Source organism: Janthinobacterium sp. BHSEK (assembly GCF_056174685.1).
In genome coordinates this window covers 20,143-46,978 of sequence record NZ_JBWBYV010000059.1, presented here as the reverse complement: position 1 = coordinate 46,978, position 26,836 = coordinate 20,143, and the positions used below count along the sequence as shown (strand labels likewise).

Here is a 26,836-nt window from a genome sequence, read left to right as displayed (position 1 = left end):
CACTGTGGGCTGGCTTGTTGCCAGATAAAATCACCCACCTGATTACAGATCCCTCCTACCCCGATACCCGGCATCGTCCGACTGGTGCGTGCCGGCGCCGCGCCTACACTGTTCCTTGCAGAGACCCGGCGGCGGGTCCTTTCTTCTATCAGGAGGTTGATATGGCGAATATCCAGGCAGGATCGGACGGTGCGGCAAAACAGGAAATGACGGCAAAGCGCCTGAACGTGGTCGACTGGATCTCGATGATCCTCTTGATCGTGGGCGGCTTGAACTGGGCGTTGGTGGGTCTGTTCGATATCGACATCGTGGCCCGCATCCTGGGCGCCATGACGACGGCGTCGCGCGGCGTGTACGTGCTGGTGGGGCTGGCGGCGCTGTATTCCATCTATCTGTGCGTGCGCAAGCTGCCGGCCAAGCCTTAGGCGGGAGGTGACATGCCTGTCGGTGCCAGTCCCAAGCGCGAACGTGAATTCAGGAAGCTGGAAAAAGAATTCAAGCGGGAAGGGCGCTATCCGGGCCGCGAGGACGAAGTCGCGGCCCGCATCGTGAACAAGCAACGGGCGCAAGCGGGTGAAACGCAGGAGGCAGATGGCGAGGAAGGGGCGGGCAAGCCTGCGGCCAAGGCGGCTGACGCACCAGCGGCAAGCGACTTGCCGATTGCCGGCTATCAGCACCTGACGGTGGCGCAGATACGCGACAAGCTGGACGGCCTGTCTGCCGCCCAGCGCAAGCGCCTGCGCGAATACGAGGCGGCGCACAAGAAGCGCAAGGGCGTGTTCGATGCCTTGGATCGCTAAGGGGAGCGATGCGGATCCATCTGCCTGCGTGCGCCATGCTTGTGCTTGGCCTGATGCCTGTCTGGCTTTATACCTGGCTTCTTGCGTTTTACGGTTTTACGCCTTACTGCGTGCGCAGGTAGGCCAGCAGGTCGGCCACATGCTGGGCATTGCCGATGCCCCAGAAGCGCATGTTGTTTCCCGGGATGAAATCGCTCGGTGCTTTGAGGAAGCTGGCCAGGTTCTGCTCGGTCCAGATGATATTCGCGTTTTTCATGGCTGCCGAGTATTTGTAGTCGGTAGTGGTGCCGGCCTTGCGGCCGATCACGCCTGTCAGCTTGGGGCCGAAGCCGCCGTGCGCCGATGGGCCCACCTGATGGCAGGAGGCGCACTTGCGAAACGCCGCCTTGCCCGCTTCCGCATTGCCCTGCACGGCAGGCTTAGCGGCAGGCGCGGCCGCGTTGGCCATGGCGGCTGGCGCCAGCAGCAGGGCTGTCGCGGTCAGAGGGAAAAGCAAGCGAAAAGGAAATGGGGATGTCATTGGCGAGGCGGAATTGGACTGGAATTGGACTGAATGGGCTGTATGGCAAGCGCTGACATATTTTACAGGTCGGCATCAAAACCTGCCTGTCTGCTGTGCAGCGTTGCCCGCTGCTAGCAGTGCTCGCACTGCGTCGCAGCGGGTGCCTTGCATAGCATTCGGTTCTGTTCGTCATAAATTCACAATAATTTCCTGAGGATTACTTAGCGCTTGCCGCCCTGTGCACCGAGCGCCGCCATGGCTGACGCGAACACGATGCAGGCGATGGCCAGCCACTGGGTCAGGCTCAGCAATTCTCCCAGCACGGCCATGGCGGCCAGCGCGCTGACGGCCGGCGCCGCGCTGCTGAACATGCCGAACACGCCCTGCGGCAAGCGGCGCAGGGCAAAGATTTCCAGCGAATATGGCAGGGCGCTGGACAGCATGGCGATTGCCAGGCCCATCAAGGCAATCGATGGCGCTAGCAGGGCCGTGCCCGAATACGCGACACCGATGGGCACCGTCACCATGGCCGCCACCGTCATGCCCCAGGCCACCGCCTGGCCGCCCTGCAAGGTCGAGGCGCGCTTGCCGAAGATGATGTACATCGCCCAGCACAGGGCCGCGCCCAGCGCATACGCCACGCCGACAGGGTCCAGGCTGCCCGGGCTGCCTTGCAGGGGCAGCAGCAAATACAAGCCGAACACGGCACAGGCGACGGCGAATAAATCGCGGGGCCGGCGCGACGACAGCATGGCCACGGCCAGCGGCCCCGTCACCTCGATGGCAACCGCGATGCCGATCGGTATCAGCGCAAACGCCCGGTAAATCAGCAAGTTCATCAGCCCCAGCACGGAACCATAGACGAGCAAATTCAGTACATCCTTGCGCGTCAGCCGGTAGCGCCACGGACGGAAGATGGCCAGCAGGATCAGCGCCGAGAACCCCACGCGGTACGCCGTAATCCCCTCGACCCCGATGACGGGAAACAGATTCTTCGCAATCGCCGCCCCCAGATTGACGGAAATCTGCCCTCCCAGTACGGCCAGGGAAGGGAGCAGGATGCTGTCGGGGAGGGCGGAGGTCGAGGCTGGGGAGGTCATGGGACGGTATTTTAATATGCCTGAGGCTGGCAGTCGCTGGCAGATCTGCAACGCACGGCAATTTAGCCGCCTGCACATTGACAGGCGATGTAGCGCGGGCACTGTTGAGGTAGTGCAAGTATTTCCTGATAATGCTATTCTGCCTGCACCCTTGGAACCGCCGGGTGCACCCTCCGATTCTTCATTTTGATGGAGCCGTCCCATGAGTTGCAGAAACATGGCAGTAACCCTCGTGCTGGGGTGTACCGCCGGCATGGCCGGTGCGCAGGCCTTGTCGCCGCAGGCGCAATTACCGATCTGGGCAACGCAGCAACTCGACAGCCTGGCCAAGCGCGAGGCCATCGAGGTCAATGCGCGCATGAATCCCTTCGTTCTGCGCGGCGATTTCGACGGCGACACGGCAATGGCGACCTGGCTGTCCTGATCAAGAACAAGGACAGCAGGAAAGAAGGCATCGTCTTCCTGTTCCGGCAGAAGTCGGCGCCCCTCATCGTGGGGGCGGGACATGCATTGTCCAATGGCGGCGACGATTTCGCCTGGCTGGAAGTGTGGCAGGTGGAAGACAAGGGCCCGCTCCAGCACAGCTACCATGAAAAATCGCTGAGGCTGAAAACGGACGGGATCATGGTGGCAAAAGAGGGTTCGGCCAGTGCCTGGATCTATATCAAGGGCGGCAAGGCGTTTTGGCAACAGCAGGGCGATTGAAGAATTCCACGCGTGTGTCTGCTGGCCGACGAGGGTGTGGCGTTCTATCGAGCATTGTAATTAACGCGTCTACAGGAGTAGCAGGGCAATGACTGTGTTCAGTATCGGCGACACCAATTTTGAGGTGGATGTAGCGAAATCAAGTATTAGTCTGGAAGCTCATGGCAGCGGCATGCTGGAGCTGAATATCGATATCCATGGGGATGACGATGTGTTTATGCGCTTGACCGAGCCGGAGGATGCGGAATGGTCGTGGGCGCTGTATCCGCCGGCTTTTTTCCTGCATGGCTTGCGCATACAGAAAGGGCCGGAAGGAGCGCTGGCGATCGGGATGCTGGATATGCATCCCGAGGCAGAGGAATCGGGTATCTATATGATGGAGTATGGTGACGTGTCGGCCGTCAACATCATTGAATTGTCGGCGGATCGACTAGCCATGTCGGGCATGGTGGACTTGTGCGGCAAGCGCCTGCCATTTCATATCGATATGCCGCGCAGATAGTATCGGGGCCGGGCTCGTCGGGATTGGAATGCGCCCCATTGGTGCGCATTCCCCCGGCGGGGCCGGCCCCGCTCCAGTCTGATTATTCCAGCTTCAAGGCCTTCGCCACATCCCTCCACGCCACGTACTTGAAGTTCTGCGGTCCATCGGGCAGGCGCTTGTAGCCGTCCTGGATCACCAGCATGCCTTGCGCATACGCGCCGCCCAGGTTGGCGGAGGTGACGTCGAGGCCGTCCGTTTCCGATGTGCCGTCTATGCCGGCCGGCAAGTTGAAGCCTACCTTGAAGCGGCCGCGCACCTTGTAGGGCGCTTGCGCGTCGAGCACCACGTAGCTGTTGTCGCCCTGGCTGGAGACGATCAGGTAGCCGGTGCCGGGCTTGGCGCCCGGCTGGCGGTAGATGGCCATGCCTTCCACGTCGGCCGCCAGGTTCGCGCCCACGGGCAAGACCATGGTGAGCGCGTCCGGCTTGGCGGCGTCGGCCGAGGTGGTCCACACGCCGCGCGTTTCCTCGCCCAGGAACAGGCGGGCGTTGGCGTCGTCGGCCACGCAGCCTTCCGGTTGCGTCGCGACCTTGAAGCTGCGCAACAGAGTCGCGCTGAACTTGTCGCCTTCCAGGCCGATGCTGTATTGCTGGAAGGTGCCGTCCTTGTCGTTGATGAACGCCTGCACGCCGCCGGCCGCTGGCTGATACAAGCACATGCCGTAGATGCTTTTCAGGCCGGTAGCAAAACGGCCCGCTTCCGCCACCTCGCCGCTGGCATTGATGGTAAATAACATCATGCTGTTGTCGTCGCGCTGCGTGGCCACGGCCAGGTCGACCTTGCTGCCGCCCAGCTGAATGTTCTGCCGCACGTCGACGTTGTTCAAACGGCCCACTTCCAGCAGCTGCGTCTGCTTGCCTTGCAGGTCGTAGACCAATAGCCCCTGTTTCTTGTTGGTGCCGAGGATACGCGCATCGGCCGGGTTGCTGGCCAGCCAGATGGCCGGGTCGTCGGCTGCATCGCCCTGGCGCGCCATCGGTTCCGTCTGCGCTTGCGGGGCGATGATGGCCTCCGCCGGCGCTGTTTCCGCCTTGCCTGTCCATTTCACGGGCCGCGCCTGCCAACCGTTCTTGCCGCGCAGTAGCAAGGCGTCCTTGTCCAGCGCCAGCTGGCTGTCGCCCTTGCGCACGTTCAAGGCGACGGTTTGGGTTGGTTGCGCCGTCCACTGCCCGCCTTGATGAGCAAACAGGTGCAGCTTGTCCGCCTTGCCGTCGAGCACGGCCACGCCGCCCGGCAGCACGGCCAGCGCGCCGGCGCCCCCGTCCAGCTGGCCATACGGCTTGCGCAGGGCCACCACTTCGCGTTTGCCCATGCCTTCGGAATCGGCGTCATACGCCCACACGCCCATGTTGGCCTCGCTCACCAGCAGGCGTCGGGCGCCATCGTCGGCGCGGCAATGTTTCGCATGGGGCGGCAAGGCCAGTTTGCGTACCAGGCTGCGTTGCTCGCCCTGCATCACCCACTGTTCCGCCTGGCCATCCTTGCCGATCAGGAACAGATGGGTTAGCTGCTGGGCGTCGCGGTACAGGCACGATGCTTCCACGGAAAACGTCGGCACGGGAAACGGCGCCAGTTTCACCAGCTTGCCGGCCTGCACATCGACGGAGACGGGCAGCGGGCGCTGCGTGTCCGCTTCCAGGAAGACGGCCTGCAGCTTGCTGCCATCGATGCGCGTGTCGAGCTGCTTGGCGCGCACGGCGATGCGGTCCTGTTCCTGGCCAGCCGCATTGAACAGGCGCAAGCCGTGTTTGTCCAAAGTCAGCCAGCCGCCGCCGGGCAGGCGCGCCAGCTCTTCCGCTTCCTGCGTGAAAGTGGGGACGGCTTGGGCAGGGGCGGCCTGCGCGATGCCGCCGAGGCAAGCCAGCACAGCGCTGCAGAGTACGGTTTTTTTCATGTTATTGAGAATCATCATCAGAAGGCGCTGGCTTTCAGGCTCACTTTGAAAGTGCGGCCGTATTGTTCGTTTTGCACGTTGTATTGCTTCGTGCCCTGGTAGACATAGTATTTCTCGTTGTTCAGGTTGGCCGCCTCGAACATCAGCTGGAACTGCTTGTTGATCTGGTAGGACAGCGAGAAATCGAGCTGCTTCTGGCTGGCGACGATATGGTCCTGGCTCTGGTCGAGGATCTCGCCACCCATTTCCAGCAGGTAAGGCGACTTGTAGTTGAGGGCCAGGCGGGCGCTGACGGGGCCCGTTTCATAGCCCAGCATCAGGTTCATGACCTGGTTCGACTGGCCCGGCAGGCGGATGTCGCGGTTCATCTGCTGCTTGCTCGCCTTGTCGTAGCGGCCGATTTGCGCGCGCGAGGTGCTCAAGGTGCCGTTGACGCCGACGAGGAACTTGTTGAATGGCGCCGGCAGCATGCGCAGCGGCTGCATGTAGGCCAGTTCGATGCCTTTGACTTTTGCCGCGTCGCCGTTTGCATACGAGGTGGCCGTCGTGTAGCCCGTCCATTGTCCCGTGCCGGCCAGGTTGGTCGTGTATGTAAAATTCTTGATGTCCTTGTAGAAGCCATACGCCGACATCACGCCATCGTTGCCCAGCACGCGCTCGATGCCGAGGTCCAGGTTGTTGGCCTTCAAGGGTTTCAAGTCCGGGTTGCCGATCACGGCTTCCGTGTTGCTGGCCAGGCTGATGCCCGGAGCCAGCTGGCTGAAGTTGGCGCGCACCACGGCTTGCGTCCAGGCGGCCCGCACGCTCGTCTTTTGATCGAGGTCATAGCGGGTTTGCAGGTTTGGCAGCCAGTTGGTGTACGAACGCTCGCGTGTCAAGGCGGTGGCGACGCCGGCGCTGTCCACCTGCGAACCGGCCGCTTCAAAGCTGGTGCGCTCGGCGCGCACGCCGCCGAGGATGTGCCAGGCGTCGAAGTCGTAGCTGTTCTGCACATACATGGCGTTGATGTCTTCATGCATGCGGTAATCGTTGATGATCGATTCCGTGGCCAGGCGCGCCTTGTCGCGGTCCAGTCCAGACACACGGGCACGGATCAGGGCCGGGTCCAGCGCCACGCCGATGTTGCCCAGGTCGTAGTCGAGATTGTGGCCCTGCACGAAGTTGCTCATCGAGGTGGAGCCGGCGCCCCAGTAATTGCCGCTGGTGGCCTTGCTGCTGTTATATGCCCATTGATCCGTGTCATTGGTTTTTTCGCGGCGGCTGACTTTGGCGCCGAATTTCAGCGTGGCGATGTCGAACTTGCGCGCCAGGTCGATGCGCGCGTGGTGTTCGTTGTCTTTCGAGTAGCGCTTTTGCAGGGTGATGGCATTGAGCGCATAGCTGGCCGGGTCGTACAGCGAGGCGGGGCCGCTCAACAATGGTTGCTCGGTGCTGTTGAAGCTGATGCCGTTAAAGTTGCTGAGGCCGCGGAAACGGCCGTCGTTCAAGGATTCCGGCGTGTCTTCCGTGGCGCGGCTCAGGCCGCCTTTCACGTCCAGGGTCCAGTCGCCCGATTTCTGCTGCGTGCCCAGGACCAGCGAGCGCACTTGCTGCGTATACTTGCGCTGGCGGATGCGGCGCTCGGCGCGCGCGCTGGCCGTCTGGCCTTCGGCCAGGCTGCCGCCCGCGATATTGCTGATGGTCAAACGGTCGCGCACTTCATCGTCGGAAAATTCGCTCACAAAAGAGCGCAAGAACCAGCTGTTGCCCGCTTCCGGACGGTAGTCGAGGTTGACGGCCAGGGCGCCGCGCTTGCGCACGGGCAGGTAGTCGCGCAATTCCAGGCCCGACAGTTTTCCCTTGCTCCAGGCGCCGCCCGTTTCCACGTCATCGGAGCCGAACGAGCGCTTTTCCGCGCTCAGGCCGGCGGCCACGCCCAGTTTGCCGTCGAGGAAGCGCTGGGCCCACAGGGCGCCGCCGCTGGGGCTGGTCTTGCCCGTCTTTTCATCATGGCTGGCGGCCACGTTGGCCGACAGCAGCTTGCCCGGCAAGTCGAAGGCGGACAGCGATTTGACTTCGATGGTGGCGCCCAGCGAGTTGGCGTCCATTTCCGGCAGCAAGGTTTTCGAGACTTCCAGCGTGCGGATCAGGCCGGCAGGCAGGATATCGAGTGCCACGGCGCGGCGGCCCGCTTCCGGCGACGGCACCAGCGCGCCGTTGATGGTGACCGCGTTCAGGTCCGGGCCCAGGCCGCGCACCGTGATGTAGCGGCCTTCGCCCTGGTCGCGCTGCACGGACACGCCCGGCAAGCGGGCCAGTGCCTCGGCCGCGTTTTTATCGGGCAAGCCGCCGATATCGTCGCTGCTGATGACGCTGATGATGTTGTCGGCTTTCTCTTGCGCGGCGATGGCGTTGCGCAGGCTGGCGCGCTGGCCGCTGACGACCACGGTGGCGGCCGGCTGGCCGTCGTCCTGTGCTTGTGCCTGGCTGGCGCCGCTGAAGACAGCCATGACGGCCAGGGCCACGGCCGTCAGGCGCAGCGGGGAGGGGAAGGAAGGGTGCATGGTTTTCATGAAGAGCTCGGTTAGGGAGGAAGGAACCGGGCGGATTCTAGGCAGCAAATATGACGGTTGCGTGACAGGCAAGGGCTTGCCACCCTGAAAACAACGGCGGGTGAACGCTATCCAGCCGGAAATGAACCGGGGTGAGCTGAATTGACCTGCCGGCGCGGGGCGCATGGGCAACGGCTTGCCGCATTTGCCTGCGCCGCGCTTCTGATGTTGAGCCGTTTGCACCTGCCGCACGGGCGCGGGGCATGTCATCGTGCCGTCATGGGCGGGCGCTATCGTGGCGACAGCACCACTTTTAAAGGTTCCCCACATGCTGCCGTTGCACCGTAACAGTCTGATTGCCGCCGCGCTGGCATTGCCCCTGTTTTTATTCCTGTACGCCACACTGGGCCATGTTAAACCGTTTGCCATCTGGAAGTGGATGGATATCGTCTGCGAAGGCGGCACGGCCGTCATGGCGGGCATCTGGTTTTTGTTTACCCTCAGCAGCCGTCCACGGGGGCGGGTGACGAGCCTGATCGCCGGCGGCCTGTGCGCCATCATGCTGGGTTCCTGGGCCGATTGCCTGGACGAATTCTTTGCCGTCGACAAGAGCGCCGTGTGGGACAACTGGCTGGAAGCCTTGATTCCGTTTGGCATGCTGGTGCTGACGATCGGCATGTATTACTGGCGCCTGGAACAGTTCCGCCTGAACGAACACCTGCAAAAGCGCGAACGCCTGTTCCGCGACCACCGCGCCTTCGACCGCATCACGCAACTGGCCGACGCCAGCTACCTGCGCACGCAGATGCGCCTGGAGCAGGAACGCCGGCCCGGCTTCGATTGCGCGCTGGTCTTGCTCGACATCGACAGCTTTCACCTGATTAACCGGGAATACGGCCACCGCGAAGGCGACCGCGTGCTGCAAGCCGTGGGCCACATGCTGCTGTTGAACTTGCGCAATGACGACTTGCTGTGCCGCTATGCGGGCGACCGCTTTGCCGTGCTGATGCCGGGCGTGTCGCGCGAGGATGCGGCCGTCAAGGCACGCCACCTGTGCGCCATGGTGGGACAGATGCGCCACCATGCCAACGACAACCGCGAAATCCGCCTGAGCCTGCGGCATGCCTGCTCGCTCACCGATGGCGTGCCGGAAGTGGTCTTGGCCGAGCTGAGCCGGGCCGTGGAAACGCCGGGCCGCAGCGCCAGTCCCAGGGCCGGCAGCGCCGCGCCTGCCTGATGCCGCTGAACCAGCAGGGCGACCCCAGCATCGCGGCCCATCACCAGCCGGCGCTGGTGCTCGACTATGCGCGCAGCCGCGAGCTGGCCACGGCGCCGCTGCTCAAGGGCACGGGCCTCGATGGCGGCGCGCTGCCGTCCGCGGAAAGCCAGGTCAGCGCTGCGCAATACCTGCAATTGCTGGCCAACGTGGCGCGCGGCCTTGACAGTGCCGACACCAGCTTCATGCTGGGCCAGCAAATGCTGCCCGGCCATTACGGCGCCGCCAGCCACGCCTTGCTGCAGGCGCAGAATCTGCGCCAGGCCTTGACCATCCTGTGCAACTTCCATACCTTGCTGTGTCCGCTGCTGCAGCCCCGGCTGCGCGAGGCGGGCGACATGCACGTGCTGTACTGGGTCGATGCGTTCGGCGCGCCCAGCCAGCTGCCGTTTCTGGTGGAAATGCACATGACGGCGCTGGCGGCCATGTGCCGCTGGCTGGCGGGCGAGTCCTTGCCATGGCGCTTCTGTTTCAACCGCGCGCGGCCCCGCCACGTGGAGCAGCACGAAGTGCACCTGGGCCAGTCCCTGCGTTTCGATTGCCAGGTGGACGCCATGCTCATCGATTCCAGCTGGCTCGACAAGCCCTGGCCGCGCGGCAATGCCACGGCGGCCGCGCTGGCCTTGCGCGCGGCGGCCCTGGCGCCCGTGCCCGCCGCCAGCCTGCTCGGTGCGCTGTACGACTACCTGCTGGCGAACATCCGCTGCGCGCCGACCCTGGAACGCACGGCGCAGGAATTCGGCGTCAGTCCCGCCACCCTGAAACGCCATCTGGCGCGCCATGGCACGCATTTCCAGGCCGAGCTGGACCAGGTGCGCGCGCACAAGGCGATCTACCTGTTCCAGGCGCATGGCTACGACAACGATGCCGTGGCCGCCTACCTCGGCTTTCATGATGCCACCAACTTCCGCCGCTCGTTCAAACGCTGGACGGGGCAAACGCCGCAACTATTGCGTCACGCGCTGGCCCTGTTCGTGGCGGGATGAACGCCGGCGTTGCGCGCCTGCGCCACGGACAGTCGTTCCTGCGGGAACAATTGCCCGTTCTGCTACATCCATAGTACACTCGATCAGAGAGCGAACAGACGCGCTTTGAGGCGCTCCGGCACGGCGCCACGCGACGCCGCGACAGCGCCATCGCGATGGCGGGCCGGCGGCAGACGACCGGTGTGCCGTGCCTTAACCCAGCCTGGAAGCTGGCGTCACCAGTGTGGTGCGCCGGAAACCGGGCAACTTGATAATGCTCAATCGTGTATTCACAATCGCAGATCGATCCAGTCGTCAGTTTCCGCAACACCCAGGGTGAGGCGGTGCGCGGCACGATTTTCAACTTGCAGCGCAATTCGCTGGTCATGGAAATCTACAATCCATACTCGATTGTGCAGGTCAGCGAGGTGCTCAATGACGTGACGGTGCGCATGGGGGCGAAGAACGCCTACGTGGGCAAGGCCGTCGTCATCAGCAGCGTCAACACGGGCCTGACCGCCATCGTTTCCGTGACCCTGATCGACGAGTGGCGCGAGCTGAGCGACGTGGTCGTGGTCAAGGGCGCCGTGTTGAAGGAGTCGAGCGCCTTTGTCGCCGGCTGGGGCGAGCGCTTCCGCATCCGCCGCGATTACCAGATCGTCGTCAACGAAATGCGCGCCTTCCTGTCGGAAGTGGCGCGCTGGGTCGAGCAGGTCGACCTGTCCGATTCGCTGCCGAAGGAAAACGGCCGCCTGCGCCCCGATATCTTCGACGAGCTGGCCTTGCCCCTGATGGAGCAAACCCAGCTGTACCTGCGCCAGCTCGAGACCGAGGCTTCGCTGGTCGAAGAGGAGCGGGCGCCGGCCCACCGCGCGTTCGCCCAGGCGGCGCTGCATCCGCTGATCCTGCGCGCGCCCTTCGTCTTCCGCACGTTTACGAAGCCGCTCGGCTATGCGGGCGACTACCAGATGGTCAACCAGCTGCTGGACGATCCGCGCCAGGGCCCGAGCACGTATTTTCAGATCGTCAACGCCGCCTTCCTGCAGGCGGCCGTGGCGACGGCGCACCGCAACCGCATCGATATCCTGACGGAATTTTTGGCGCAGAAGGCGGCCGCGGCGCGCGCCGCCGGGCGCGTGTATAAAGTGCTCAACGTGGGCTGCGGCCCGGCCATCGAGGTGCAGCGCTTCCTGGAAACGTGTCCCGATGCGCAATGGCTGGCCTTCGAGCTGGTCGACTTCAGCAGCGAGACGCTGGACTGGACGCGCGCGCGCCTGACCACCATCATGCAGCGCACGGGGCGCGTGGTGGAGATCGATTATGTGCATGACTCCGTGCACAACCTGCTCAAGCGCCGCCACGGCTCCGGCGCCACGGGCTTGCCCGGCAGTTTCGATGCCGTGTATTGCGCCGGCCTGTTCGATTATCTGTCCGACAAGGTGTGCGCGCGCCTGCTGCTGCACTTCGCCTCGCGCGTGGGGCCGGGCGGGCGCCTGCTGGTGACGAATGTGCACGCGGATAATCCGGGCAAGTTCGGCATGGAGCATTTGCTGGAGTGGCATTTGATCTATCGCGATGAAGCGGGCCTGTCGGCCCTGCTGCCCGAGCATGCGACGGATCCGCTGATCTATGTCGACGCCACGGGCGTGAATGTATTTGCGGAAGTGAGCATTCCTTGATGATGGATACCCCAGGCTTGCATGCCGGCTACACGGCCGTTTTGCGCGACTTCCGCTTGGAATTCAGCCGCGGCGGGGCCTACACGGGCATCGTGCTGATCCTGCTGGGCATGGGCCTCGATTCGGCCCTGTACCCGGACAAGCAGTCGGCGTTTACCAGCGCGCGCATCCTCGTGTCCGTGCTGATCTTTTGCGTCGTGCTGGCCATGCGCACGCGCTGGGCGCAAGACCGCATCCAGGGGCTGACCTTTGTCTGGCTGATCCTGCCGCAAATCATGATCGCCTGGATGATCGCCGTCACGGAAGGCGCCACCTCGATCTATTATGTGGGCATGACCCTGGCCATTTATTCGTCGGGCATCGTGCTGGCCTTCGGCCTGTGGCAAAATATGGTCTTTGGCGCCATTTCCTGCCTGCTGTACGTGGCTGCCTGCGCCTGGCATGCGGGCGGCTTCGACTTGCCAAGCACGTTTGTCGTCAACTGTTTGTTCCTGATCATGTCGGCCAGCATCAGCGCCGTGTTTACCTATTTCAATGAACGCGCCCGCTTCATGCTGTTCCAGCTGAAGGCGGAAGTGGCGCAAAAGAACACGCAGCTGGAAGAAACGAATAAAAGCCTGGCCGATATCAAGGGGCAGATGCTGCAGCAAGAGAAGATGGCCGCCATCGGCACCCTGGCCGCCGGGATGTTGCATGAAGTGAATAACCCCGTGAATTTCTGCATGATGGCCATCGAGGTGGCCATCGAAGACCCGGCCGCCAAGCAAAGCGCGCTGGTCAGCGAATGCCTGGCCGACGCCAAGCAGGGCATGCTGCGCGTGCAGCACATCGTCTCGGACTTGAAAACCTTCGCCTACCGCAAGAGCGGCAACCAGCTGGAAACGGGGCACTTCCAGTTCCGCAGCGCGCTCGAGGCCGCCATCCGTCTCGTCGGCCACGAAACGAAGAACGTCAGCATCAGCCACGATTTGCCGGTCGACACCCTGGTGCGCGGCGACGAGGCGGCCATCGTGGGCGTGCTGATCAACTTGCTGGGCAATGCCGTGCTGTCCATGCGCAAGGGCAATGCGCCGCCGTTCGAGATCCGCGTCACGGCCCACTGGGACGACAACCGCCTGCGCATCAGCGTGCGCGACAACGGCCCCGGCATCGCTCCGGAAAACCTGGCGCGCGTGTTCGAGCCGTTCTTTACCACGCGCGAAGTGGGGCAGGGCCTCGGCCTGGGCCTGAGCATCAGCTATGGCGTGATCGAGCGCCACGGCGGCACCCTGAGCGCCGAAAGCGTGCTCGGCGAATGGGCCAGCATGAATTTCGACTTGCAGCGTTCCGACTGGGAGGGCCGCTAGCATGGACAACGATAGCCGCGCCAGCGTGCTGTACGTGGACGACGAAGCGCTCGCCTGCAAGTATTTCGAGCGCGCCGTCGGCCAGCGCTACCGCGTGCTGACGGCGCCCAGCGTCGATGCGGCGCTGGCCTTGCTGGAAGACGAGACCGGCCTCATCGACGTGCTCGTCACCGATTACCGCATGCCGGACCGCCTGGGCAGCGAATTGCTGCAGGAAGTGGCGCAGCGCTATCCGCACATCGTCTGCATGCTCGTCACCGCGTATGCGGACAAGGACGTGCTGCTGGAGCTGATCAACGGCGGCACCTTATTCCGCCTGCTGGAAAAGCCGCTCGATCTGGCCGCCATGCAAACGGCGCTGCAGCTGGCCGTGCAGACGGGACGCGAGCGGGCCGCGCGCCGTCAGGGCCTGGTGGCGATGGAGGAATCGCTGGCCTTCCTCGCGCATGAATTGAACACGCCGCTGGCGGCCATCGCCAATTTTGCGCGCGGCATCGCCCGGCGCGCACAGGCGGATTCCACGCCGCAAGCGGAGATCGGCGAGGCGGCCGCCTTGATGCACGACAATGCGCGCTATTGCCTGTCGGTGCTGGCCAGCTTTGTCGACACGGTGCGCCTGGCCAGCAGCGGGCCGGGCATGCAGGGTGGACGCCGCGCCGGCAGCGCGCGCCAGCTGCTGGACGCCTTGCTCGACAGCTATCCTTTGAGCACGGCCCAGCGCGCCGCCATCGCGGTCGAGGTGGGCGACGATTTCTCCATTGCCGAGTCGCCCAATTGCGTCGCGCTGATTTTATCTTCCGTGCTGGCGAATGCCTTGCGTTCGGCCGGCGAGCAAGCCCATCCGGCGATCGGCATCCGCATCGATGCGGGCCGCATCACGGTGCGCGACAATGGCGCCGGCATCGCCCCCGAGATCGTCGAACAGCTGTTGATCGACCCCTTGAGCAGCAGCGGCGGCGAAGGCAAGGGCTGGGGCATGGTGTTTTGCCACCGCATGATGCAGTCGTTCGGCGGCAACCTCGATATCGCCACCGAATTTGGCAGTTCCACCACGGTCACCCTGAATTTTCCAGTACATATAAGGAACGAGCATGATTGACGCCAATCTGCGTTTACCGGCTCAGCGTGAGCCGGCGCAAGGCTTGCCGACGATACTCTACGTCGATGACGAGGCCAACGCCCTCAAATACTTCCAGCGCGCCATCGCGCCGCTGGCCGAGGTGCTGACGGCCACCTCGGTCGAGGAAGGCAAGCGCATCCTCGACGAGCAAGCCGACCGCATCGCCGTGCTGGTGTCGGACCAGCGCATGCCTGGCGCCTACGGCAACGAGCTGCTGTCGTATTGCTGGGACCGCCATCCGCACATCGTGCGCATCCTGACCACCGCGTATTCCGAGCTGGAGCACACGGTGGAAGCAGTCAACCAGGGGCAGATCCACCGCTACATCCAGAAGCCGTGGGATATCGCGGCGCTGCGCATGGAGCTCAAGCAGGCGCTGGAACTGGCGCGCTTGCGCAACGAACACGCGCAGTTGCTGCGTGAAAAGCTGATGGTGCGCCAGCGGCAAGCCGTCGCCAACCGCATCGGCACCCTGTATGCGCTGTGCGCCAGCCTGGCTGGTCCGGAACAGCAGCTGCCCGTGGAAGCGTATCTGTCGGCGGCCCTGACGGCCGGCGTCACGCCGCCCGAGCCGGACTGGCTGCTGATGGATTATGCCGATCTGGTCAGTTCGGAAGCCTTCCGCGGCACGGCCTTTGCCGCCGCCGTGCGCCAGCAGCTCGACACGCTCGAGCGCGAGCATCCGGGGCGCGGCGTGGAGCAGGCCATCGACATGCTGCTGCCCGTGTTTGGCGCGGCACTGCAAAACCAGGGCGGCACGGCGCTGTTCCTCGATGGCCGCCTGCTGACGGAATTCCTGGAAACGCCGACCACCATGCCCGTCTCGGCCATCCACTCGTTCTGGCTGGCCAGCTTGCTGTGGCTGGCGCGGCGCGGCTGGTCCTTGCAGCTGAGCAAAACGGAACTGGGCTTGCAGGGCAAGGTGGTGCAGGCCGAGCCGGCGCTCACGCCGGACCACCTGGCGGCCTGGATCGAGCAGTTCTGACGGTACCCGCAAGGGGGCGTGCCAAATACAACAGGGCCGCGCGGGCCCTGTGTCCGCTGGCGGTGGGCGGGCTTAGCGTTCCGCCGCCGCCTTCAGGTTGTTCAAGCCTTTTTCAAAATCCTTGCCGATCATCCTGTCCATGCTGACGAAGACGGTCATGACCTTGCTGACGTAAGGGCTGGGGCCCGTCATGGTCCAGTTCACCTTGGTGCCGTCGCCCTCGGGCGCCATGGTAAACGTGGTGGTGTTGTGGCTCTCAAACGGCTTGAGGAAGTCCAGCTTGATGACGGTGCGCTCGGGCTGGGCCGCTTCCGTGATTTCCATGCGCCCGGCGCCCACCTTGTCATTGCCTTGCCACGCATATTGGGCACCTAGGCCATTGGCCGGCCCCGTAAACGTGCGGCGCATGGCGGGATCGAGCTTTTCCCACGGCGACCAGGCGGCCCAGTAATGGAAGTCCGTGACCAGGGCGGCGATTTTCTCGGGCGGGGCCTTGATGGTGATTTCGCGCTGGACACTGAAGGTGTCGGGCTTGGTGGTGGCATAGCCGAGGATGGCGGCGACGACGACAACGATCAGCAGCAGGGTTTTTTTGATCATATGCTCTCCAAATCTTGAATGGTCGATGCGAACGAATCAAGGCAATCTTAGCAGATATGAATGGCCGTGCGCGGCCTGTTGGCCTTTATTTGCGCCGGCTTTGCGCAGGGCCGCCTGCACGCCCGCCTGCACGCCAATTTGCCGCCCCGCACAGGCGCGCACGCCAGGTTTGTGGCGGGAGCCCGCGTCCGCTAGAATGCTGGCCTGCAAAGATTTCAAAGGGAAATATGATTCAACGATCGATCGCCAGGCTGACCCTGGCGTGCGGCGTGCTGGCTTCCGCCTTTGCCGCGAACCTGGCGCATGCCGATGCCTGTCCCGCCCACTACGTCGACGGCCGCAAGCCGGAAATCACCAACCCCAAGCTGGACGTGGCGACCAAAGAGCTGTGCTATAACGTGTTTGGCGTGATGCACTCGGGTATCACGCGCACGCCGCTGTGGTCGGCCGAGCACTTGACGGCGAACAACCTGGAAGCGGCGCAGGATTTGTCGCGCGAAAACTCCTTTCATGCCGAACGCAAGCTGCCCGCCGCCCAGCGCGCGGAACTGGCCGATTATGCGCGCAGCGGCTTCGACCGTGGCCACATGGCGCCCAACGGCGACATGCCGGACCGCCAGAGCCAGCGCGACAGCTTTACCCTGGCCAATATGGTGCCGCAAGACGCGCGCAACAACCGCTATGTGTGGGCCGGCATCGAGGGCGCCGTGCGCAAGATGGCGAAGAAGGAGGGCGACCTGTACGTGATCACGGGACCGGCGTTCATCGGCGGCAACCTGCGCAAGGTGGGAAGAGTCATCGTGCCCAGCCATCTGTACAAGGCCGTGTACAGCCCGCGCCAGCGTGCCGGCGCCGCCTACTTCATTGAAAACGTCGACACCAAGACGTATGAAGTGCTGAGCATTGCGCAACTGGAAGACAGGATAGGCATCGATCTGTTACCGTCGCTGACGCGCCAGCAGAAGCTGCGCATGCTGAGTTTGCCCAAGGTGAAAAGCAAGTCCAAGAAATAACAAGACCGTCAAAAAGGAAATCCCATGTGCGCAAAGAAATTCGTCCCTTACGCCAATGAAAGCGATGTGCTGGAAATCGGCAGCCTGACCATCGAAAACCGGGTCGACCGCATCAGCCTCAGCGGCGACATCGACCTGACCCTGGACAAGCCGGGCCTGGCGCTGGCCAGGCAGCTGCAAAAACTGCTGACCGACGTGGTGGCCCAGCTGGAAAAGCAGGAGCTGCCGGACCAGCTGCCGCCGCCCGAAGTGACGTCGGTGGCCAATCCCTTCGAGTGACGCGGGCACGGACGTCTATTGTGCCGCTTGGGCGGCGCGATAGTAGCCGTTCCGGCTCAGTTCCTCCGGCGCATTCGCCACCTCGTAGGCGGTCAGGGCGATGGCGATGGCCGAATATTGCTGCGCCGCGCCGAAAGGCAGCACGTTCTCATACGTGTCCTGTACCGTGTGATGCACGCGGCCGTAGTCGAAATCGCCGAGCACGCTAAATTTCGGCGTCGGCACGCCATGCAGGCTGAAGACGGCATCATCGCTGCCTGTCCGCGCATTCATCGCCTTGCTGGCGTCGCGCGGCACATCGTTGATGGTCGCGGCGAAGCCGAACACGGGGTGGACGTCTTGCAGGGCCCGTTCCACCCGGCCAAACACGGGTTGCCAGGCCGTGGGAACGGCGATGCCGTCGATGGCGCCGGGGCGGCCGTCGCGATTGAGCATCATGACGATGTTTTTCATTTCGCCCGCATGCCGTTCGGCGAATGCGAATGAACCCTTGCGGCCGATTTCCTCCGCGCCGAAGGCCACCAGCATGATGGTGCGGCGCGGCTTCGCTTCGGACAGCGCCAGCAGGCGCATCGCTTCCAGCATGGTCGCCACGCCGCCGCCATTGTCTGCCGCACCCGTGCCGCCATCGTAGCTGTCGAGGTGGGCGCCGATCAGCACGATTTCCCCGGGTTTTTCCGAGCCAGGAATGCGGGCGACGACGTTGTGATACGTCACCGGACCCGGGTAGAACCAGTTGCGGATATCAAACTCCAGGGTGACGGCCTCGCCGTGCGCCAGGCGCTGGCGGATGTCCGCGTACTGTGGCGCGGCCAGCTTGATGTCGGGCAAGGTCGGCAGCGACGCCCAGGTGGCGGGCGCCGCGCTGGCGGCGTACAGGGGTTCCTCGCCGGACTGGAGGGTGCCCAGGGCGCCGGCCTGCATCAGCACTCTGGTGATGGCCCTGGGCTTGTGGATGGCGCTGCCATCGCGCCCGCCGCCGCTGTTTTCGCCCCCGATCAGCACCCATTTTCCCTGGAACTGCGCGGCGCGCTGCTGTGCCTCTTCCAAGGTAGCCGGCCCCACGATTGCCAGGCCCTGCTGCACGCCACGCGTGCCGGCCGAGTAGGCGGGCGTCGCCATGCGTAAGGGCAGCTCCCGGGGCGCCAGCATCCTGCCCGACCAGGGACCGCGGTTGAAGCCTGCTGACATCTGGCCCGCCTCTTCCAGTTCGGCCTGCACGCCCCATTGCCGCAATTGCATGCGTGCCCATTGCGCCGCATGCGTGTAGGCATCGCTGCCGGCCATGCGGCCGCCGAAGCGGTTGCTCAGGATGTCGAGCCAGTCCATCGCGCGCGGCTCGCTGGTGCCCAGCGCCACGATCTTGCGCGCCGTGGCGTCGCCGGAGCGCGCTGGCGCGGCTTCGATGCGCGCATCCCTGCCGGACAACGTGCCCAGGAAGGCGGGCAATGTGCCTTGCCGGCGCGCCGCCAGCGCCGCATCCAGCTTGGCGGCACGGTTCAGCTTATCCTGGCGCAGCAGCGATTCGTAGGCGCGCAGCACGCCCTGCATGCCCGCCAGGTCGCGCTCCCCTTGCTGCCGGGCCTGCTCCGGGTGGCTGATCTGGAAGGCCATCACGCTGGCCAGGTACTGGAAGCGCAGCGCCGCCCGCGTGGCCGGCGCGGGGGCGGTGCTCAGCCAGTCATCGGGCATGCCGGCGTCGAACGCGAGGTCGGGAATGGCATCGACCCATGCGCCCAGCCAGGCGCCGTCGCGCTGTTGCACGGCCAGCGGGGCGCCCTGCGCCTCTTTCGCCATCCGCACCACGCGCATGCGCTCGGCCGGCGTGGATGGGCCGCGAGCGGCGCCGCCTGCCGCCGCCACCGCTGGCGCGGCGGGCAAAGCCGCTGGCACATAGCGTTCCCTGAGCCGCGTGCCGTTTACAGGCTTGGGCTCGTTCTCATCGGTTTCGACCAGGCGTTCGCCGCTCAGCACGTCGCCTTTCGCTTGCAAGGTCCAGCGTATCGTCACCTCGGTGCTGACCTCCTTGCCGTTGCGCCCCGTGCTGACGCGCTTGCCGCCATGCCGGAAAACGGTGCCGGCGGGGCCTTTTGTCCCGTGCACCGTGCGTGGGGAGGTGAGCCGGCCCCGTTCATCGAGCCACGCGATCGTCGCACGCATGCCGCCTTGCTCTTCGGTAATGTCGAGTATGCCCGTGTCGATCAGGTCGGCCTCGACGCCATTCGTCGTGGTCGTGCCCGTCGCCGTCCGGAATTGCCACTGTCCGGCGAGGGCCGGCGCCTGGGCGTACAGGGTGGCGGGCAGCGCGGCAGCGGCGAGGAGGCAGCTGGCGTAAAGAGGGGAAAGGCGCAGGTTCATGGTTGTCCTTGTCATGTTTTTCACTCGGGAAGAGTTGAAAACAGTATGCGGATAACCAGATTGCCAAGATGCCACTTTCCGACCAAGGCCGGGATTGGCGGCCTGAAGGCGCGTTTGGCCGCGCCGAATGCCAGGTCAACCTCGTCCGACCTTCTGCATCGGACGAGGTCGCTCTGGCACCCACTTACTGGGCGAACGCCTGCGCCGCCGGCGTCACGGTGACGGCCGCCGGCTGGAGGTTCAGCTTCATCGCGCCGATGACCTTGTCTTCATCGAGCAGGGCTTGCGGCTTGTTGCCGTCGTACTTGATGGGAGAAAACGCGTCGCTGACGAGCTTTTCCTTCAGGCCGGTCGCATCCTTGGCAACGATCACCACGGACAGGTTCTTCGCCGACAGGTGCTGCTTGATGGCGCGGTTGACGTCTTGTACCGTCAATTTCGACAAGCCATCACGCATCAGCTTGGTGAACTCGGGCGTGCCATACCATTGCGAATCGAGCGCGTAACCGAGTTGCTGGTCCTGCGTCGACGTCATGACGAAGACGTTCTTCATCAGGTAGTCGCGCGTGGTGGCGAAATCGTCCTGCGTCAGGCCGTTGTCGATGAGCTTGCCCAATTCCGTCAGGGCCACGCGCAGGGCGAAGTGGGCGTTGTCCGGCGCCACGGGGCGGATCCAGATCTCGAACAGCTGCGCCTTGCGGCCCAGGTTCGGGTTCGGGAAGAACTGATACATGCCGCGTGGGAAGGCTTCAATGTACGCGTAATCGCCATAGTTCATGCCGCGGATTTCACGGATGCGCTGGTACAGGTAGGAATTCGAGGCGCGGTGCTCGCCCAGCCATGTCTTCGCCAGCCACAGGGCGGGGAAGTCCGGATGCGTGCGCGTCACCTCCAAAGGCAGGCCGAACGAGATGGCCGTGGCGCGCGTGTTCTTCTCGATGATTTCCACTTCCAGGCCCTGCGCCTTGCGGCCCGCCGGTTTCACGGTGGCGGGCAAGCCGGGACCGGCCGGCAAGCTTGCCAGCGCTTGCGTCAGCGACGCCGTCATGGCGTCGGACACGTCGCCGGAAATGCCCACCTTGACGGCGCCTTGCGCGTACGCCGTCTTCCAGAACTGTTTCACGTCGTCCAGGGTGATGGCGTCGATGCCGGCCACCGTGCCCAGTACGGGATGGCCATATGGCGTGCCCGCATACACATTGGTTTGCAGGCGTTCCTTGGCGAATTCCTCTTCGTTATTGTCCTTCAGGTCCAGCAGCAGTGCATTTTTTTGCGCATCCTTCAAGCGGCGGAAGTCGTCTTCGCGGAAGCCGGGCGAGAGCAGCAGGGGCAGGGCGATGGCGTTGAACTGGGTCCAGTTATCCTTGTGGATGGAGCCCGTAAACGTCGTCATTTCCTTGTCCGTCTGCTGGGAAAAGCTGCCGGCCAGCGGGAACAGGGCCTGGTTGACTTCGTCGATCTTGCGCTCGGACGAGCCGCCCGACGCCACCATGGCGGCCGTCAGCGCGGCCAGGCCTTCCTTGCCCTGCGGGTCTTGCGCGGAACCGGCTGTAAACAGCAGCTTGTAGCGGATTTGCGGCAACGCCGACTTTTGCACCAGCACGTCGAATTTTGCATTTGACGCTGCCGGCAGCAGGCTGGCCAGCTTTGGTGTGGCGGCGATGGCGGCCGCCATCGGCTGGTGCGACAGGGTCGTCACCACCAGGCCGTCGTCCGTCAGGTATTTGCGCGCGGCCGCCTGCAGGTCGGCTGGCGTGAGCGTGTCGATCAGGCGGTAGTACTGGTTGATGGTGGCGTAGGAACGGTCGAAATGCACGAACGAGGCCAGGGTGCCGGCGATCTGCTCCGTGTTGTCGAGCGAGCGGATCAAGCCGTATTTTTCCGCCGACTTGGCGTCCGCCAGGTCTTTTTCGCTCACCGGCGTGTCGCGCAGCCGCGCCACGGTGGACAGGATGGCGTCACGCACGTAGACGGCGTCGTCGATGTTTTTCACGCGCGCGCCCAGCACGGCCAGGGTGGGATCGACGCGGTCCGGCGTCATCTCGAACAACTGGTCGACCTTCTGTTCATTCTGCACCAGGCGTTTATACAGGGGCGAGGTGCGGCCGAAGGACAGCGACAGCAGGGTCGCCAGGGCGGCCTGGTCCTTGTCCTTCACGGAAAACGCGGGCGCGTGGAAACCGACGGCTACCCACGGCAGGGTCGGCGTGGGCCAGGCCACGTGCTTGTAGACGGGGCCGCGCGGCGCGGGTTCGACGGGCACGGCCGCCTGCTGCTTGCCGCGCTGCCAGCCGCTCCAGTACTTTTCCACCAGCGCGATGGCCTGCTGCGGTTCCACGTCGCCGGCGATGATGATGGTGGTGCGCTCGGGACGGTACCAGCGGTCGAAGAACAGCTTCGAATACGCGTACTGGTTCGGCATGTCTTCGATGTCCTGGATGAAGCCCATCGTCGTGTGCTTGTAGGTATGCGTCGTGTAGGCGCTGTCGCGCATCACTTCGAACAGTTTCGACACGGGATTGGCGCTGTTCTTGTTGTATTCGCCCAGCACGGCGCGCGATTCCGTCTTGAACGCGTCTTCCGCATAGTCGAGGTGCTGGAAGCGGTCCGCCTCCACCTTCAGCACGGTTTCCAGGTCCTGCTTCGCGAACGTCGTGTGGTAATTGGTCAGGTCGTCGCTCGTGTAGGCGTTCTGGCGCGCGCCGGCGCGGGTGATGACTTCCTGGTATTTCTCGGGCGGATAGGCCTTGGTGCCGCGGAACATCATGTGTTCGAAGAAATGGGCGAAGCCGGACTTGCCCGGCTCGACTTCATTGCGCGAGCCCGTCTGCACGGGAATCTGCAAGGAGACCAGGTTGGGAAAGCCCGTCGGCACGATGATGATCTTCAAGCCATTCGCCAGGGTTTTTTCCGTCGCCTTGAATGGCAGCAGATCGGCCTTGCCGGCGGCGGCGCTGTGGGCTGCGGCCGGTTTGACGGGCGCGGCGCCCAGGTTCGACGCAGCCATGGCCGACAGGGCCAGGGCGAAAGCGGGTAATAAAGCGGGCATGATTCTTGACACGGGGGCTCCTTCTTATTGGATGTTATGAAAGTGCAACGCCGCAGCATAGAATATTCGTGCCGCCGTGCATAGGGGCAAGGCGTTTTGGCATGAAGGGGCGGCCCCGTCAGGGCAGGCAAGGCGTGCCGCAGGGACAGGTGGTCAGGTCAGCGTCGTTTCCGGCAGGCTGATGCGGTTGCGGCCCAGGTGCTTGGCGCGGTACAGGGCGCAGTCGGCCGTGTGGATCAGCTGGCCCAGTTCGGTGCCGGGACCGGGCAGGGCCGTGGCGGCGCCGATACTGACGGTGACGCAGGCGCCGTCGGGACGCTTGCGCGGCAGCTGCAGCCGCTCCACGCGCTGGCGGATGCGCTCGGCCACGATGGCCGCGCCCTTGAGCGACTGGTTCGGCAGGATCACGGCGAACTCTTCGCCGCCGTAGCGGGCCACCAGGTCGTTCGTGCGCATTTCGCTGGCCACGGCGCCGGCCACCTTGCGCAGGCACAGGTCGCCGCCCTGGTGGCCGTGGCTGTCGTTGTATTCCTTGAAATTGTCGACGTCGACCATCAGCAGCGACAGGGGCTGGTCCTGCCGCTGGGCGCGCTGCCACTCGGCCAGGATGGTGTCGTCGAAGCAGCGCCGGTTTGCCAGTCCCGTCAAGCCGTCGCGCGTGGCCAGGCGTTCCAATTCCACGTGCGCGCGCTTTTCATCGGTCATGTCGCGCAGGGTTTCGACGACGGCGATCAGTTCGCCGTGGTTGCCGTAGATGGGGCTGGCATCGACGGCTAGGTAGCGCCGCCGCCCCGTGCGCGGCATGTCGCACCAGTTTTCCGCGCACAGATTGCTGCCCGTGCTGCTGCGGTATTGTTGCTGTGCATGCAGGGCGCGCGTGTCGCCGCCCCGTCCGGCCAGCAGCAGGTCGGCCAGGGTGGGGCGCTCGTCGTTGTAAAAGCAGCGGCCCGGCTCGCGCGTGCCCAGCACTTCGGCCGCCGGCACGCCAGTCAGCTGCTCGCAGGCGCGGTTCCAGATCATCACCTGGCCATGCACGTCGAGTACAAAGGTGGGCACGACCAGCAATTCCATCATCTTGACGGCGAAACCCTGGGCTTCATCGCAGGGCGATGCGCTGGCATGTGCATGGCTATCCGGCATGTAAGCATCCTTCTTGGGGTGAATGAGGGGGCTGGCTCGTTGGCCATGATGCAGCGTGGCGGGCCGAAGGTGTTGATATTGAGCAATACTTTCAGCGATGGGGTGTCGCCGCGTCGTGGCAGACCGGCAGGGGCAGCGAGGCGCGCAAGGTGGTGCCGGTGCCGCTGCGGCTGTCGATGTGCAGGCTGCCGCCGGCGGCGGCCACGCGCTCATGCATGCCGGACAGGCCGCAACCGAGGCGCGGCGGCGAACCCGACAGCCCGACGCCGTCGTCGCCGATGCGGCACTCGACGCTGCCGCCCGCTTGCCGCAGGCATAGCTGGACATGCGTGGCGCGCGCGTGGCGGGCGATATTGGCCAGCGCTTCCTGCACCACGTGGTACAGCAGGGCGCCATGCGCGCGGCCGGCGGCGGCATCGAGCCGGTAATCGCAGCGGCAATCGATGCCCGTGGTGCGCTTGAAGTCGGCCAGCAGTTCCTCGCATGCCGCCTGCAGGCCCGCTTCGAGCGCGGGCGGGCGCAAGTCATGGATGACGCAGCGCAGCGCCGCGATGCTGAGGTCGACATTGCGCACGATCACGGCCAGCTGCTGCGCCAGCTGGGGCGCCACGCCATGCGTGCTGGTCTGCAGCATGGACAGGTCGATCTTCAAGGTCAGCAGATGCTGCCCCAGGTCGTCATGGATGTCGCGCCCGATGCGCAGGCGTTCCTGTTCGCGCGCCTGCTGCTGGCCGCTGGCCAGGCGGTCCTGCTCGGTGTCCGCGCGCAGCTGTTCCAGCGCCCGCAGGCGCAGCGCCAGGCGGTGCTGGCGCCACAGCAGCAGCGCCAGCGCACCGCACAGGATGGCGCAAACCAGTATCAGGGGCAAGGGCGTGCTTGTCGGCAGCATCGGACCGGCGGCGTAACCGGCGTCCAGGGAAGCGAGAGTAGTGGCCGCCAGGCAAGCCAGAATGCTCAGGCGACACGGCGGGCGCAGCCAGCGTTGCATCATTTTCTCGCTCCCTAAATGTTTTCCAACGGGCAATGTTATTACAGAAAATATATTAACCTTGGGTTATTTATATTGTCTAAACGCAAAAGCTGCGCAGTTTTGCCTGCCGCTGTGGCTTTCTTGCTGCCGGATGCCGCGGCGCCAGGCGGCAGGCACGGCATTTGCACGGGAAGTGTCGTGGCGGCATATAATAGAGGGTTGTCAATCGGCTCTCCGGCCCCGGCCTTGTTGTTTTGCGCCGGGCGCGCCCGCATCCATGCGCGATGCGTCAGCCAGCTCTTAGGAAATACAGTGACTTATAGCATCAAAGAGATTTTTTATACCCTGCAGGGCGAAGGTGCGCACGCGGGCCGTCCGGCCGTGTTTTGCCGCTTTTCCGGCTGCAACCTGTGGACGGGCCGCGAAAGCGACCGCGCCACGGCCGTGTGCCAGTTCTGCGACACGGATTTCGTCGGCACCGATGGCGAACTGGGCGGCAAGTTCAAGACGCCGCAGGAACTGGCCGCGCTGATCGACAGCCTGTGGCCGGCCAGCTATGCACCCAGCAAATACGTGGTGTTTACGGGCGGTGAGCCGCTGCTGCAGCTGGACGCGGCCCTGATCGACGCCATGCATGCGGTGGGCTTTACCATCGCCATCGAAACCAACGGCACCTTGCCCGTGCCCGCCGGCGTGGACTGGATCTGCGTCAGCCCGAAGATGGGTTCGACCCTGGTCGTCCACAAGGGCAATGAGATCAAGGTCGTCATCCCCCAGTTCCAGCAAGACCTGGCCGCCTACGAACAACTGGATTTCGAGAACTTCTTCGTGCAGGCGATGGACGGCCCCCTGGCCGCGCACAACATGAAGCTGGCCATCGAGACGTGCAAAAGCAATCCGAAGTGGAAGCTGAGCCTGCAAACCCATAAACTCCTGCAAATACCTTAATAAAACAATATGCTGACTATCACACGCAAGCTTGAATTCGACGCGGGCCACCGCATTCCCGACCACAAAAGCCAGTGCCGCAACCTGCACGGCCACCGCTACACGGTGGAAATCACCCTGGTCGGCAAGGTCATCGAAGCGGAAGGCAATTCCGACAATGGCATGATCATGGACTTTTCCGACGTGAAAACCCTGGCCAAGCAGCACCTGGTCGACGTGTGGGACCACGCCTTCCTCGTCTACGAGAAGGACACGGCCGTGCGCGATTTCCTGGCCAGCCTGCCCGACCATAAGACCGTCGTCATCGACCGCATCCCCACGGTGGAAAACCTGGCGCGCATCGCCTTCGAGATACTGAAGGCGGCGTTCACCGACCATTTCGGCACGGGCTTGCACCTGCATAAGCTGGTGCTGCACGAAACGCCGAATTGCTGGGCCGAAGTGACCGATGAGTGAAACGCACGCTGGCGCGCAGGACGCGCGCTACATGCAGCTGGCCCTGGAGCAGGCCCAGCACGCGTGGGACCTGGGCGAAGTGCCCGTCGGCGCCGTCGTCGTCAAGGATGGCGAAGTCATCGCCGTGGGCTACAACCAGCCCATCGGCCGCCACGACCCCACGGCGCACGCGGAAGTGATGGCCTTGCGCGCGGCCGCTGAAAAGCTGGGCAACTACCGCTTGCCCGGCTGCGAGCTGTACGTGACCCTGGAACCGTGCGTGATGTGCTCGGGCGCCATGCTGCATGCACGGCTGGCGCGCGTGGTCTACGGCGCGGGCGACCCGAAGACGGGCGCCTGCGGTTCCGTGCTGAACCTGTTCGAACAGCCGGCGCTGAACCACCAGACGGCCATCGTTGGCGGCGTGCTGGCCGACGAGTGCGGCGACTTCCTCCGGCGCTTCTTTGCCGAGCGCCGCCGGGCCCAGGCGGAAGCGCGCAAGCTGGCCAATCCGCCGGCCTGACAGCAGACAGGGCAGGGCCTCCATGGCCTTGCCGGTAGGTGTGCCGTGCCTTGCCAGCCCTCCCGGCTGGCATT

25 protein-coding genes are annotated in these 26,836 nt (G+C 64.3%); 16 read left to right on the top strand and 9 right to left on the bottom strand.

The window, feature by feature from the left end; all coding sequences use genetic code 11:
• Positions 1–161: 161 nt before the first annotated feature.
• Both AC0V2Y_RS20165 and AC0V2Y_RS20160 read left to right on the top strand, forming a co-directional pair.
• The gene (locus AC0V2Y_RS20165) at positions 162–425 is read left to right on the top strand and encodes a DUF378 domain-containing protein (protein ID WP_326456128.1); all 264 of its coding nucleotides are present in this window, start codon (positions 162–164) and stop codon (positions 423–425) included.
• Positions 426–437: 12 nt separating this feature from the next.
• A complete protein-coding gene (locus AC0V2Y_RS20160) occupies positions 438–800 on the top strand; it encodes a hypothetical protein (RefSeq protein ID WP_475415024.1) in 363 nt (120 codons plus the stop codon).
• A gap of 103 nt (positions 801–903) precedes the next feature.
• On the opposite strand, the gene AC0V2Y_RS20155 is transcribed toward AC0V2Y_RS20160, so the two are convergent.
• Together AC0V2Y_RS20155 and AC0V2Y_RS20150 are read right to left on the bottom strand one after the other, a co-directional pair.
• Positions 904–1,248, bottom strand: coding sequence for a c-type cytochrome (locus AC0V2Y_RS20155; protein ID WP_475415067.1), 345 nt, complete (start codon positions 1,246–1,248; stop codon positions 904–906).
• A 275-nt stretch (positions 1,249–1,523) separates the two neighbouring features.
• Positions 1,524–2,402, bottom strand: a complete 879-nt coding sequence (locus AC0V2Y_RS20150; protein WP_475415025.1) for an EamA family transporter — start codon at positions 2,400–2,402, stop codon at positions 1,524–1,526.
• Positions 2,403–2,619: 217 nt separating this feature from the next.
• Between AC0V2Y_RS20150 and AC0V2Y_RS20145 the strand changes: the two genes are divergently transcribed.
• From AC0V2Y_RS20145 to AC0V2Y_RS20135, 3 genes are all read left to right on the top strand, one after another.
• Positions 2,620–2,826, top strand: a complete 207-nt coding sequence (locus tag AC0V2Y_RS20145) for a hypothetical protein (RefSeq protein WP_475415026.1) — start codon at positions 2,620–2,622, stop codon at positions 2,824–2,826.
• A gap of 86 nt (positions 2,827–2,912) precedes the next feature.
• Positions 2,913–3,107 (top strand): hypothetical protein, encoded by a 195-nt coding sequence (locus AC0V2Y_RS20140; protein WP_475415027.1) that lies wholly within the window; start codon positions 2,913–2,915, stop codon positions 3,105–3,107.
• A gap of 88 nt (positions 3,108–3,195) precedes the next feature.
• Positions 3,196–3,609: a hypothetical protein gene (locus AC0V2Y_RS20135; protein WP_475415028.1), complete on the top strand. Its 414-nt coding sequence runs from the start codon at positions 3,196–3,198 to the stop codon at positions 3,607–3,609.
• An 82-nt stretch (positions 3,610–3,691) separates the two neighbouring features.
• Here AC0V2Y_RS20135 and AC0V2Y_RS20130 read toward each other — a convergent pair whose 3' ends face one another.
• Together AC0V2Y_RS20130 and AC0V2Y_RS20125 are read right to left on the bottom strand one after the other, a co-directional pair.
• The gene (locus tag AC0V2Y_RS20130) at positions 3,692–5,545 is read right to left on the bottom strand and encodes a phytase (protein WP_475415029.1); all 1,854 of its coding nucleotides are present in this window, start codon (positions 5,543–5,545) and stop codon (positions 3,692–3,694) included.
• A 17-nt stretch (positions 5,546–5,562) separates the two neighbouring features.
• The gene (locus tag AC0V2Y_RS20125) at positions 5,563–8,097 is read right to left on the bottom strand and encodes a TonB-dependent receptor (RefSeq protein ID WP_475415030.1); all 2,535 of its coding nucleotides are present in this window, start codon (positions 8,095–8,097) and stop codon (positions 5,563–5,565) included.
• A 307-nt stretch (positions 8,098–8,404) separates the two neighbouring features.
• Here AC0V2Y_RS20125 and AC0V2Y_RS20120 point away from each other — a divergent pair, with 307 nt between their 5' ends.
• The 6 genes from AC0V2Y_RS20120 (at position 8,405) to AC0V2Y_RS20095 (ending at position 15,447) form a co-directional block, all read left to right on the top strand.
• Complete coding sequence (locus tag AC0V2Y_RS20120; RefSeq protein ID WP_475415031.1) at positions 8,405–9,313, top strand: GGDEF domain-containing protein; 909 nt, start codon at positions 8,405–8,407, stop codon at positions 9,311–9,313.
• The gene (locus AC0V2Y_RS20115; protein ID WP_475415032.1) at positions 9,313–10,338 is read left to right on the top strand and encodes an AraC family transcriptional regulator; all 1,026 of its coding nucleotides are present in this window, start codon (positions 9,313–9,315) and stop codon (positions 10,336–10,338) included. The genes AC0V2Y_RS20120 and AC0V2Y_RS20115 overlap by 1 nt, the downstream gene beginning before the upstream one ends.
• Positions 10,339–10,601: 263 nt before the next feature.
• Positions 10,602–11,996, top strand: a complete 1,395-nt coding sequence (locus tag AC0V2Y_RS20110) for a class I SAM-dependent methyltransferase (protein ID WP_475415033.1) — start codon at positions 10,602–10,604, stop codon at positions 11,994–11,996.
• Between the two features lie 2 nt (positions 11,997–11,998).
• A complete protein-coding gene (locus AC0V2Y_RS20105; RefSeq protein ID WP_475415068.1) occupies positions 11,999–13,342 on the top strand; it encodes a sensor histidine kinase in 1,344 nt (447 codons plus the stop codon).
• A gap of 1 nt (position 13,343) precedes the next feature.
• Positions 13,344–14,441 carry a hybrid sensor histidine kinase/response regulator gene (locus AC0V2Y_RS20100; protein WP_475415034.1) on the top strand — a complete coding sequence of 366 codons (1,098 nt, stop codon included), beginning with the start codon at positions 13,344–13,346 and terminating at the stop codon, positions 14,439–14,441.
• The gene (locus tag AC0V2Y_RS20095; protein ID WP_475415035.1) at positions 14,434–15,447 is read left to right on the top strand and encodes a response regulator; all 1,014 of its coding nucleotides are present in this window, start codon (positions 14,434–14,436) and stop codon (positions 15,445–15,447) included. The genes AC0V2Y_RS20100 and AC0V2Y_RS20095 overlap by 8 nt, the downstream gene beginning before the upstream one ends.
• A 72-nt stretch (positions 15,448–15,519) precedes the next feature.
• Here the strand turns inward: AC0V2Y_RS20095 and AC0V2Y_RS20090 are convergent, their stop codons facing one another.
• A complete protein-coding gene (locus AC0V2Y_RS20090) occupies positions 15,520–16,047 on the bottom strand; it encodes an SRPBCC family protein (RefSeq protein ID WP_475415036.1) in 528 nt (175 codons plus the stop codon).
• A gap of 227 nt (positions 16,048–16,274) precedes the next feature.
• On the opposite strand from AC0V2Y_RS20090, the gene AC0V2Y_RS20085 reads away from it, so the two are divergent.
• Together AC0V2Y_RS20085 and AC0V2Y_RS20080 are read left to right on the top strand one after the other, a co-directional pair.
• On the top strand, positions 16,275–17,060 hold the full coding sequence (locus tag AC0V2Y_RS20085) for a DNA/RNA non-specific endonuclease (RefSeq protein ID WP_475415037.1): 786 nt from the start codon (positions 16,275–16,277) through the stop codon (positions 17,058–17,060).
• Positions 17,061–17,084: 24 nt separating this feature from the next.
• Complete coding sequence (locus AC0V2Y_RS20080; protein WP_475415038.1) at positions 17,085–17,339, top strand: hypothetical protein; 255 nt, start codon at positions 17,085–17,087, stop codon at positions 17,337–17,339.
• Positions 17,340–17,354: 15 nt separating this feature from the next.
• Here the strand turns inward: AC0V2Y_RS20080 and AC0V2Y_RS20075 are convergent, their stop codons facing one another.
• The 4 genes from AC0V2Y_RS20075 to AC0V2Y_RS20060 form a co-directional block, all read right to left on the bottom strand.
• Positions 17,355–19,697 (bottom strand): M28 family metallopeptidase, encoded by a 2,343-nt coding sequence (locus AC0V2Y_RS20075; protein ID WP_475415039.1) that lies wholly within the window; start codon positions 19,695–19,697, stop codon positions 17,355–17,357.
• Between the two features lie 184 nt (positions 19,698–19,881).
• Positions 19,882–22,746, bottom strand: a complete 2,865-nt coding sequence (locus tag AC0V2Y_RS20070) for a M16 family metallopeptidase (RefSeq protein WP_475415040.1) — start codon at positions 22,744–22,746, stop codon at positions 19,882–19,884.
• 153 nt (positions 22,747–22,899) lie between these two features.
• Positions 22,900–23,886, bottom strand: coding sequence for a sensor domain-containing diguanylate cyclase (locus tag AC0V2Y_RS20065; RefSeq protein WP_475415041.1), 987 nt, complete (start codon positions 23,884–23,886; stop codon positions 22,900–22,902).
• A gap of 91 nt (positions 23,887–23,977) precedes the next feature.
• A complete protein-coding gene (locus AC0V2Y_RS20060; RefSeq protein WP_475415042.1) occupies positions 23,978–24,877 on the bottom strand; it encodes a sensor histidine kinase in 900 nt (299 codons plus the stop codon).
• Positions 24,878–25,168: 291 nt separating this feature from the next.
• Here AC0V2Y_RS20060 and queE point away from each other — a divergent pair, with 291 nt between their 5' ends.
• The 3 genes from queE to tadA are packed head-to-tail and all read left to right on the top strand — an operon-like array spanning position 25,169 to position 26,762.
• The gene (queE, locus tag AC0V2Y_RS20055; RefSeq protein ID WP_289897788.1) at positions 25,169–25,804 is read left to right on the top strand and encodes a 7-carboxy-7-deazaguanine synthase; all 636 of its coding nucleotides are present in this window, start codon (positions 25,169–25,171) and stop codon (positions 25,802–25,804) included.
• 9 nt (positions 25,805–25,813) lie between these two features.
• On the top strand, positions 25,814–26,260 hold the full coding sequence (gene queD, locus AC0V2Y_RS20050; RefSeq protein ID WP_475415043.1) for a 6-carboxytetrahydropterin synthase QueD: 447 nt from the start codon (positions 25,814–25,816) through the stop codon (positions 26,258–26,260).
• Positions 26,253–26,762 (top strand): tRNA adenosine(34) deaminase TadA, encoded by a 510-nt coding sequence (gene tadA / locus AC0V2Y_RS20045; protein WP_475415044.1) that lies wholly within the window; start codon positions 26,253–26,255, stop codon positions 26,760–26,762. The genes queD and tadA overlap by 8 nt, the downstream gene beginning before the upstream one ends.
• Positions 26,763–26,836 lie beyond the last annotated feature (74 nt).